The 8961-nt window shown below is 66.6% G+C and carries 7 protein-coding genes and 1 pseudogene; 6 read left to right on the top strand and 2 right to left on the bottom strand.

Annotated elements, in window-relative coordinates:
* Both V6M49_RS17580 and aceB read left to right on the top strand, forming a co-directional pair.
* Window positions 1–277, top strand: a pseudogene (locus V6M49_RS17580) (isocitrate lyase); the annotation flags it as partial.
* Window positions 278–370: 93 nt separating this feature from the next.
* Window positions 371–2023, top strand: coding sequence for a malate synthase A (gene aceB / locus V6M49_RS17575; RefSeq protein WP_141139365.1), 1653 nt, complete (start codon window positions 371–373; stop codon window positions 2021–2023).
* A 262-nt stretch (window positions 2024–2285) separates the two neighbouring features.
* On the opposite strand, the gene V6M49_RS17570 is transcribed toward aceB, so the two are convergent.
* Window positions 2286–3482 carry an MFS transporter gene (locus V6M49_RS17570; protein WP_246848701.1) on the bottom strand — a complete coding sequence of 399 codons (1197 nt, stop codon included), beginning with the start codon at window positions 3480–3482 and terminating at the stop codon, window positions 2286–2288.
* A 169-nt stretch (window positions 3483–3651) separates the two neighbouring features.
* On the opposite strand from V6M49_RS17570, the gene V6M49_RS17565 reads away from it, so the two are divergent.
* The gene (locus tag V6M49_RS17565) at window positions 3652–4614 is read left to right on the top strand and encodes a D-2-hydroxyacid dehydrogenase family protein (RefSeq protein ID WP_141139364.1); all 963 of its coding nucleotides are present in this window, start codon (window positions 3652–3654) and stop codon (window positions 4612–4614) included.
* Between the two features lie 15 nt (window positions 4615–4629).
* Here V6M49_RS17565 and V6M49_RS17560 read toward each other — a convergent pair whose 3' ends face one another.
* On the bottom strand, window positions 4630–5841 hold the full coding sequence (locus tag V6M49_RS17560; protein WP_332762365.1) for an ROK family transcriptional regulator: 1212 nt from the start codon (window positions 5839–5841) through the stop codon (window positions 4630–4632).
* Between the two features lie 174 nt (window positions 5842–6015).
* Between V6M49_RS17560 and V6M49_RS17555 the strand changes: the two genes are divergently transcribed.
* The 3 genes from V6M49_RS17555 to V6M49_RS17545 all read left to right on the top strand — a co-directional run.
* Window positions 6016–6780 (top strand): sugar phosphate isomerase/epimerase family protein, encoded by a 765-nt coding sequence (locus tag V6M49_RS17555; RefSeq protein WP_141139362.1) that lies wholly within the window; start codon window positions 6016–6018, stop codon window positions 6778–6780.
* Entirely contained in the window at window positions 6777–7898 is a 1122-nt protein-coding gene (locus V6M49_RS17550; protein WP_141139361.1) for a Gfo/Idh/MocA family protein, read from the top strand. The genes V6M49_RS17555 and V6M49_RS17550 overlap by 4 nt, the downstream gene beginning before the upstream one ends.
* A gap of 11 nt (window positions 7899–7909) precedes the next feature.
* A partial coding sequence (locus V6M49_RS17545; protein ID WP_332762364.1) for a Gfo/Idh/MocA family protein occupies window positions 7910–8961 on the top strand: 1052 nt, incomplete at its 3' end.

The following is an 8961-nucleotide window of genomic DNA, read 5'->3' as shown; positions in this document are numbered from 1 at the left end:
CGCCATGGGCTTCACGTTCCAGTTCATCACCCTGGCCGGCTTCCACGCCCTGAACTACTCGATGTTCGATCTCGCCCACGGTTACGCCCGTGAAGGCATGAGCGCCTACGTCGAGCTGCAGGAAAAGGAATTCGCCTCCGAGTCCCGCGGCTACACCGCGACCAAGCACCAGCGCGAAGTCGGCACCGGCTACTTCGACGACATCGCAACTGCGCTCAACCCGAACGCATCAACCCTGGCACTGGTGGGATCCACCGAAGAAGGCCAGTTCCACTAAATTTTCCCCAAGTAAGTAGCACTAAGTGTCGTTTTGGAGGCTCAAAACGACACTTACTGCTACCCAGTTTGGGCACAGCTCCAGGAGATTGAAATGAACACCTTCACTGACAGCTTCACCATCAACGGGATCACTTTGGCCGCGCAGCCTATTTGCCGGCAGGACGAGGTTCTTACTCCGGATGCACTGGAGTTTGTCGCCAAGCTGCACCGGGCAACGGCCGAGCGCCGGCAGGAACTGCTGCAGGCACGCCGGACCCGCCGGGCGGACATCGCCGGCGGTCAGGACCCCAGGTTCCTCCGCGAAACCGAGGACATCCGCAACGACCCGTCGTGGCGCGTCGCTCCCCCGGCCCCGGGCCTGGAGGACCGCAGGGTGGAGATCACCGGCCCGGTGGACAAGAAAATGACCATCAACGCGCTGAACTCCGGCGCGAAGGTGTGGCTCGCTGACATGGAGGACTCCTCCACGCCCACCTGGCGGAACGTCATCAAGGGCCAGCTGAACCTCACCGACGCGCTGGAACGCCGGATCGATTTCACCTCCCCCGAGGGCAAGGAATACAAGCTCCGCCCGGCCGGCGAGCTGCCCACCATCGTGGTACGCCCCCGGGGCTGGCACCTGCCCGAGAAGCACATGATCATCGACGGCGCCCCCGTGGCCGGCGGCATCGTGGACTTCGGCCTGTACTTCTTCCACAACGCCCGGCGCCTCCTGGCCCAGGGCAAGGGACCGTACTTCTACCTGCCCAAGATCGAGAACCACCTCGAGGCACGGCTGTGGAATGACATCTTCATCCTCGCCCAGGACCTGCTGGGCATCCCGCAGGGCACCATCCGCGCCACCGTGCTGATCGAGACCATCACCGCGGCGTTCGAAATGGAGGAGATCCTCTACGAACTGCGGGATCACGCCTCGGGCCTGAACGCCGGCCGCTGGGACTACATCTTCTCCCTGATCAAGAACTTCCGCACCCGCGGCCCCCGGTTCGTCCTGCCGGACCGCGCCCAGGTGACCATGACGCAGCCGTTCATGCGCGCCTACACCGAACAGCTGGTCCGTGCCTGCCACAAGCGGGGCGCCATGGCAATCGGCGGCATGGCCGCCGCCGTCCCCAACCGCAAGGACGAGGCTGCCAACACCAACGCGTTCGAGAAGGTGCGTGCCGACAAGACCCGCGAGGCCAACGACGGCTTCGACGGCTCCTGGGTGGCCCACCCGGACCTCGTTCCGGTCTGCCGCGAAGTGTTCGATGCCACCCTCGGCGAACGCCCCAACCAGCTGGACCGCACCCGCGAGGACGTCATCCCCGATGACCGCGCACTCATCAATGTGGCCGCCACCGAAGGCACCATCACCGAGCAGGGCATCCGGAACAACATCGAGGTAGGCATCCGCTACATCGAGTCCTGGCTCCGCGGGAACGGCGCCGTCGCCATCCACAACCTCATGGAAGACGCCGCCACCGCGGAAATCTCCCGCTCGCAGATCTGGCAGTGGATGTACGCCAGCGCCATCACCGACCGCGGCGAAATCATCACCCACCAGTGGATCGAGGAACTGCTCGACGAAGAGTTCGCCCGGCTGGAACGCTTCGACGGCGACCGCTTCGAAGACTCCCGCGACATCTTCGAGGAAGTCACCCTCAGCCAGGACTTCCCGTCCTTCCTGACCCTCCCCGCCTACGCCCGCTACCTCACCGAAGCCCGCGAAAAGGCAACCAAAGAGGAGCTCGCGGCGGCCTAGGCTGCAGCAGGCTCACTGAATAGACTTCCGTCCGCCGGGCAGGCATGCCCTTCGCAACAGGCACCCCCGAGATCCGGGGAGCCGGCCCGGCGACGGAACACCCCGTGTGACCCGCGGACGCTCTCTCACATAATGCGAGAAAACCCGGGACGCTCTCTCACTATCCTCAAGATAGTGAGAGAGCGTCCGTCGTTAAGCTGCGTTAAGTGAGAGAGCGTTGGCAATCATGCGGGAAGGAAAGAACGTACGACGGCGGGACGCGTCAGCGTCCTTTCGGCACCAGCCGCACGGCCAGGGTTGTGCAGACGAAGAACATCAGCACCGAGCCCAGGATCACCAGCAGCGCGGGGGTCCAGGAACCCGAGGCGTCGCGCACGAAGCCCACCAGCGGCGGGGCCACCGCGCCGAAGCAGTAACCGAGCCCCTGGACCGTGGCGGACATCCGGCCCGCGGACACCTGGTCCCGGGCCAGCTTGATGATCGCGATGAAGATCAGCGTGATCCCGCCGCCCTGCGCGATGCCGCCGAACGTGGACCACAGCCACCACAGTTCCGGCGCCAGCAGCAGCCCGGCCGGCACGGCCGTCCACAGCAACCCCACGGTGACTGCCGTCGTCGTCGTACTGAAATATTTGGCCGCGAACGGCACTCCCAAGCCGCCAACGATGGCGAAGATCTGGAACAGCGATGAGCCTGCCCCGGCGGCTGAGGCGGACATGCCAAGTTCGTCGTTGAGGTAGCTCGGCAGCCACGCCGTCACCGCGTAGTAGGAAAACGCCTGCCCGGCGAAGCCTGCGGTGAGCCCGGCGGTAATCCAGCCGGAACCCTTGACGGCCGGGTGTTCCTGCCCGCCGGCCACCACGGTGCGGGAGGGCACAAACGCGGTGCGGGCGCCCACGGCGAGGGTCCAGAAAACGATGGCAATCACAGCCAGGATGCCCACGGCGGCCAAGGCCACACGCCAACCGGCCAGCTCTGCCAGGGGCGCCGTGACCATCGAGGTCAGGAATGATCCGATGTTCAGGGCCGCGGTGTACACACCCATGGCGGTCCCCTGGCGCATCGGGGAGAAGTCGCGGCGGATAATCAACGGCACCGCGATATTGCCCACCGTGATGGCCAGGCCGATCATCACCGTGCCCACCACCACCGGTCCCGGGCCGCCAGCCGAGCGCACAATCACGCCAGCCAGGACGCCAAGGATGGTCAGCGAAACGGCGAACTCCGCGCCGAGTTTCCTCGTGGTCAGAGACGCCAGCGACGCGGCGAGCGCGAAGCACAGCACCGGGATGCTTGTCAGCAGGCCCAACATCACGGGGGTAAATCCGAGGTCGGCCTGCATCAGGTCAACCACCGGGGCGACGGCAACGAAGGGCCCACGCAGGTTCAGCGCCAGCAGTCCGATACAGGCCAGGAGGATCCAGCCCTTGGGAACTTTGGCCAGGAACTGTCCGCTCACAAGGATTCCGCGGTGGCTAAATACGATTTCATCACTTCCATTGCTATCACGGCGTATTGCCCCGGACGCCTCAGGCAACGTCATGGCGCCCTGGCATACGATGAAGCTCACACCGGCGGGCCCCAACGTGAGGGTACAGAAGCCGCTCACCCCGGACGAAGGAACAGACATGCAACAACGGCTTGCCATCCTCGACGACTACCAGGGCGTGGCGCACGGCTTCGCCGACTGGGCCGCCCTGGAACAGGCCGGCGTTACAGCGTCCGTCTTCCGCGAGCCCTTCCAGTCCGAGGACGCCCTGGCAGCAGCCCTCGCCAACTGCCAGATCGTCATCGCGATGCGTGAGCGGACCCCGTTTCCCCGCACCGTGCTGGAACGTCTCCCGGGGCTGAAGCTGCTGGTGACCACCGGCATGGCCAATGCCTCCATCGACGTGGCCGCAGCAACCGAACTCGGCATCACCGTATGCGGCACACCCGGATCCCCCACGGCCGCACCCGAGCTGACCTGGGCTTTGCTGCTCGCGATCGCCCGCAACCTCCCGGCCGAGGAGAACTCGCTGCGCGCGGGCACGTGGCAGACGTCGGTGGGGATGGAACTGTCCGGCAAGACCCTGGGCGTCGTGGGCCTGGGCAAGATCGGGCGGCGGATCGCGGCGTACGGGCAGGCTTTCGGCATGGAAGTGCTCGCCTGGAGCCAGAATCTCACCGATGAGGCCGCCGCCGAGGCAGGCGTTCAGAAGGTCAGCAAGGAGGAACTTTTCGAGAATTCCGACGTCGTGTCCCTCCACCTGCGGCTGTCTCCCCGTTCCGAGGACATCGTGGGTGAGCAGGAACTGCGGCTCCTGGGGCCGGAAGGCATCCTGGTGAACACCTCGCGGGGTCCGCTGGTGAACCAGGATTCCCTGGTGCGGGCTTTGAACGAGGGCTGGATCCGCGGCGCGGCCCTGGACGTTTTTGACCAGGAACCGCTTCCCGCGGGCCACCCGCTACTCAGCGCCCCCAACACTGTGCTGTCTCCGCACCTCGGCTACGTGACGGCCGAGAGCTACCGGCAGTTCTACGGTGGCGCGTTCGAGGACGTCAAGGCCTGGCTTGAGGGTTCGCCGGTCCGAGTGATCACCGCGGGGTGACTGCCGACTAGCCGCCTAACCGGCCGCCTGGAGCGTCGCCTCAATGGCTGCAGGAGACAACACGTACTGCGTGACCATCTGGCTCGCACCAAGAATCGCCGCCTGGTCCCCGGCCACGGACAGGGCGATCCGCAGGTGGCTGGTTGCCAGCGGCAATGACCGCCGGTAGACCACTTCGCGGACGCCGGCCATCAGGTGTTCCCCGGCCTGGCCCAGGCTCCCGCCGATGACGATGACGGACGGGTTCAGCAGGTTGACCACGGTGGCCAGCACATCGCCGACATCCCGGCCGGCCTGGCGCAGGGCGTGGATGGCCTGGGGGTTGCCCTCGCCGACCAGCCGCAGCACATCACTGCCCTTGCGCGCCGGCACACCCTGCCGCGACAGTTCAGCGGCCAGGGCCGGTCCGGACGCCAGCGCCTCGAGGCAGCCGTAGTTGCCGCAGCGGCACAGCACGTCATCGCCGCGCGGCACGCGGACGTGGCCCAGATCGCCCGCCGTTCCGTTGGCGCCGCGTTGCAGTTCACCGTTGCTGATGATCCCGGATCCGATGCCGGTGGCAACCTTGATGAACAGGAAATTCCCGTGCTCCGCCCAGTGCGCCGACCGCTCCCCCAGCGCCATGATGTTCACGTCGTTGTCCACCAGCACCGGCACTGGCAGCGAGCGCTGGACGTAAGGGACGACGTCGAACCCGTCCCACCCCGGCATGATGGGCGGCTTGACGGGCTTTCCGGTGGCGTGCTCCACGGGCCCCGGCAGGCCGATTCCGATGCCGGCGAGATCGCGCGGGCCCCGTCCGGCCTGCTCAAGCAACGCGCGGCCCTCCTTGATCACCCGGCCGAGCACCGCTTCCGGGCCGGCCGCCACATCCTGGGCCAGCCGCCGCTCGGCCAGGACCCGGCCGCTGAGATCGGTAACGGCAACAATCACGTGGGTGGCGCCGACGTCGACGGCCAGGACGGCGCGTGCCGCCGGGTTGAAGGCAAAGCGCGACGGCGGCCTGCCGCCGCTGGAGTTCGCCTCACCGGCCGCGCCCACCAGGCCGGAGGCGATCAGGGCGTCAATGCGCGCAGCGACGGTGGAACGCGCCAAACCGGTGGTCAGGGCCAGCTCTGCCCGCGTCCGCGCCTGGCCGTCCCGGAGCAGCTGGAAGAGGTCGCCGGCGCGCGCCAGGCTCACGCCGTGGTCTGGGGCTGCGTGCTCTGTTCCGGGGCTAAGGCTCATGGATTATGAATAACACATGGAACTTCTGCCTGTCACGCGGAACAAAGAATATCTGTTTTCGCGCAACTTTTGCTTGACGATCGGCAAAAGTCATTCTAGCTTTAGTGGCAGTGGCATCGCCCTCAGCACCGCAGCACCCAATCAACGTGGATTCGTCTGCAATCAGGAGAACCAATGAACTACTCGATCCAGCTCTACACACTCCGGGACCAGATCCAGGCGGACCTTCCCGGCACCATCCGCAAGGTCGCGGAGATCGGTTTCACGAAGGTTGAGCCGTACAACTTTGTCGCCACGGCCAAAGAGCTCGGTGCTGCGCTAAGGGAGAACGGCCTGACGGCTCCGTCCGGACACGCACCGCTGCTGAGCCAGGACCAGGATGAGATCTTCGCCGCGGCCAGGGAACTGGGGATCACCACGGTGATCGATCCGTTCATCGCGGCTGACCGCTGGCAGTCCGCGGCGGACATCCAGGCCACCGCTGCCGGCCTCAACGCCGCAGCCAGGAAGGGCGCCGAATACGGCATCCGCGTGGGCTACCACAACCACCAGTGGGAGCTGGAGTCCACCATCGAGGGACGCACCGCGCTGGAGTACTTCGCGGACCTCCTCGATCCCGAAGTTGTCCTCGAAGTGGACACGTACTGGGTGGCCGTGGGCGGCCAGGATCCCGTGGCGGTGCTGGAGCGGCTCGGCGACCGGGTGAAGTTCATCCACATCAAGGACGGACCCCTGAATACGGACACCAAAGCGCAGCAGCCTGCGGGCCAGGGCAAGGTCGCCGTGCTGGACGTCATTGCCGCCGCCAGGTCCCTCGAGGTGGGCGTCGTGGAATTCGATGACTACGCCGGCGACATCTTCGAGGGCATCGCCGAGAGCCTCGCCTACCTCAATGCCGCACAGCGCACGGGCACGGGCACCGCCGGAGCACGCGCATGAGCCACGCAGCGTCGACCCGCCGCGGCCCCGTGGGCGTTGCCGTCATCGGCGCGGGCAACATTTCCAAGGAATACCTGGACAACCTCACCGTGTTCCCGGACCTGAAAGTCCTCGTCATCGCCGACCTCTTCGAAAAGGCCGCCGAGGCCCGGGCCAAGGAATACGGCATCGCGGAGTGGGGCGGCGTGGACGCGGCACTGAACCATCCCGACGTCGAAATCATCGTGAACCTGACCATCCCCGCGGCGCACGTTGAGGTGGCCACCGCCGCCGTCAACGCTGGCAAGCATGTCTGGACCGAGAAGCCCTTCTCCCTGGACCGCGCCTCCGGGCTCGGCCTGCTCAAAACCGCCGACGCCGCCGGCATCCGCCTCGGCTGCGCCCCGGACACCTTCCTCGGCGCCGGCCTGCAGACCGCACGCCGGCTGATCGAACGCGGCGACATCGGCACCCCGCTGACGGCCATGACCACCTTCCAGACCCCCGGCCCGGAATCCTGGCACCCCAACCCGGCTTTCCTGTTCCAGACCGGGGCCGGGCCGCTCTTCGACATGGGCCCGTATTACCTCACCATGCTGGTCCAGACGTTCGGCTCCATCCGCAAGGTCGCCGCCGTCGGATCCAGGTCCAGGGACTTCCGCGTTATCGGCTCCGGACCTAAGGCCGGCGAGGAGTTCAGCGTCGAGGTGCCCACCCACGTGAGTGCCATGGCCCAGTTCGAAAGCGGCGCGTCATCGCACAGCGTCTTCTCCTTTGAGTCCCCGCGCGTGAACATGGGTTTCGTGGAGATCACGGGCACCGAAGCCACACTTTCGCTGCCGGACCCCAATAATTTCGACGGCGACATCCGGCTCTGGCGCGCAGGGGACGAGGACTGGACCACGGTTCCCGCAACCGGACCCGCCAGCGGCCGCGGCATGGGCGTCCTGGACATGGCCCGCTCGCTCCGGGCGGGCGTCCCCCACCGCGCCACCGGCAACCTGGCCTACCACGTCGTGGACAGCATGGTCTCAATCACCGAATCCATGGATTCCGGCACGTTTGTTGACGTCGAAAGCTCCGCCCCGGTCTCGCCGGCCCTGCCCGAGGACTGGGCGCCGGAAACCGCAACGCTCTAGGAGCGACGATGATGACCTCACCTGAATCAGCCACCAATCGCCCGCTCGGCGTCGCGATGGTCGGCTACGCGTTTATGGGCAAGGCCCATTCCAATGCCTGGCGCAATGTGGCCAGCTTCTTCGACGTCCCGGCCTTCGAACAGAAGCTACTCGTGGGCCGGGACGCCGCCGGGGTGGAGGAAGCAGCTGCCAAGTACGGCTGGGCCGAGACTGCGACCGACTGGCGCACAGTCCTGGACCGCGATGACATCGACATCGTGGACATCTGCGCCCCGGGCTGGATGCACGCCGAGATCGCGATCGCCGCCCTTCAGGCGGGCAAGCACGTCCTGGTGGAGAAGCCGCTCGCCAACACCCTTGCCGAAGCCGAGGCCATGGCAGCGGCCGCCCAGGCAGCACGGGCCCAGGGCGTCCAGTCGATGATCGGCTTCAATTACCGGCGGGTGCCCGCGTTGGCGCTGGCGAAGGAACTCATCGCGGACGGCCGGGTGGGCACCGTCCGGCACGTCCGGGCCGCCTACCTGCAGGACTGGCTGGCGGACGAAACGGCGCCCATGAGCTGGCGGCTGAACAAGGAAACCGCCGGTTCCGGGGCGCTCGGGGATATCGCCTCCCACGCCATCGACCAGGTCCTGTTCCTGCTCGGAGACCGGGTGACCGAGGTTTCCGGCCGCCTGCACACCTTCACCACGCGCCGCCCCGGGGCAGCGGGTATGGAGGATGTAACGGTCGACGACGCCGCCTGGGCCGCGCTGACCCTCGCCTCCGGGGCCATCGCCTCAGTGGAGGTCTCCCGGGTGGCCACCGGCCGGAAAAACGCGCTGACCCTGGAGATCTACGGGGACAAGGGCTCCCTGCTATTCGACCTGGAAAACCTTAACGAACTCCACCTCCTCGATGCCACCGCACCCGCCCGCGAGCAGGGCTTCCGCCGGATCCTGGTCAACGAGCCCGAGCACCCGTATCTTGAAGCCTGGTGGCCGCAGGGCCACATCATCGGCTGGGAGCACACGTTCACGCATGAGATCCGCGACTTCCTCACCGCCATCAGCACCGGAACCCC

This window comes from Pseudarthrobacter sp. (assembly GCF_036675385.1).
Classification (GTDB): Bacteria; Actinomycetota; Actinomycetes; order Actinomycetales; family Micrococcaceae; genus Arthrobacter.
This window is presented reverse-complemented; position numbering and strand designations above follow the sequence as displayed.

What these genes read in the sequence shown, in the direction of transcription:
- V6M49_RS17565 (WP_141139364.1), top strand. Translation starts at nt 3,652, where the DNA reads ATGCAACAACGGCTTGCCATCCTCGACGACTACCAGGGCGTGGCGCAC.
- V6M49_RS17550 (WP_141139361.1), top strand. Translation starts at nt 6,777, where the DNA reads ATGAGCCACGCAGCGTCGACCCGCCGCGGCCCCGTGGGCGTTGCCGTC.
- V6M49_RS17555 (WP_141139362.1), top strand. Translation starts at nt 6,016, where the DNA reads ATGAACTACTCGATCCAGCTCTACACACTCCGGGACCAGATCCAGGCG.
- V6M49_RS17560 (WP_332762365.1), bottom strand. Translation starts at nt 5,841, where the DNA reads ATGAGCCTTAGCCCCGGAACAGAGCACGCAGCCCCAGACCACGGCGTG.
- aceB (WP_141139365.1), top strand. Translation starts at nt 371, where the DNA reads ATGAACACCTTCACTGACAGCTTCACCATCAACGGGATCACTTTGGCC.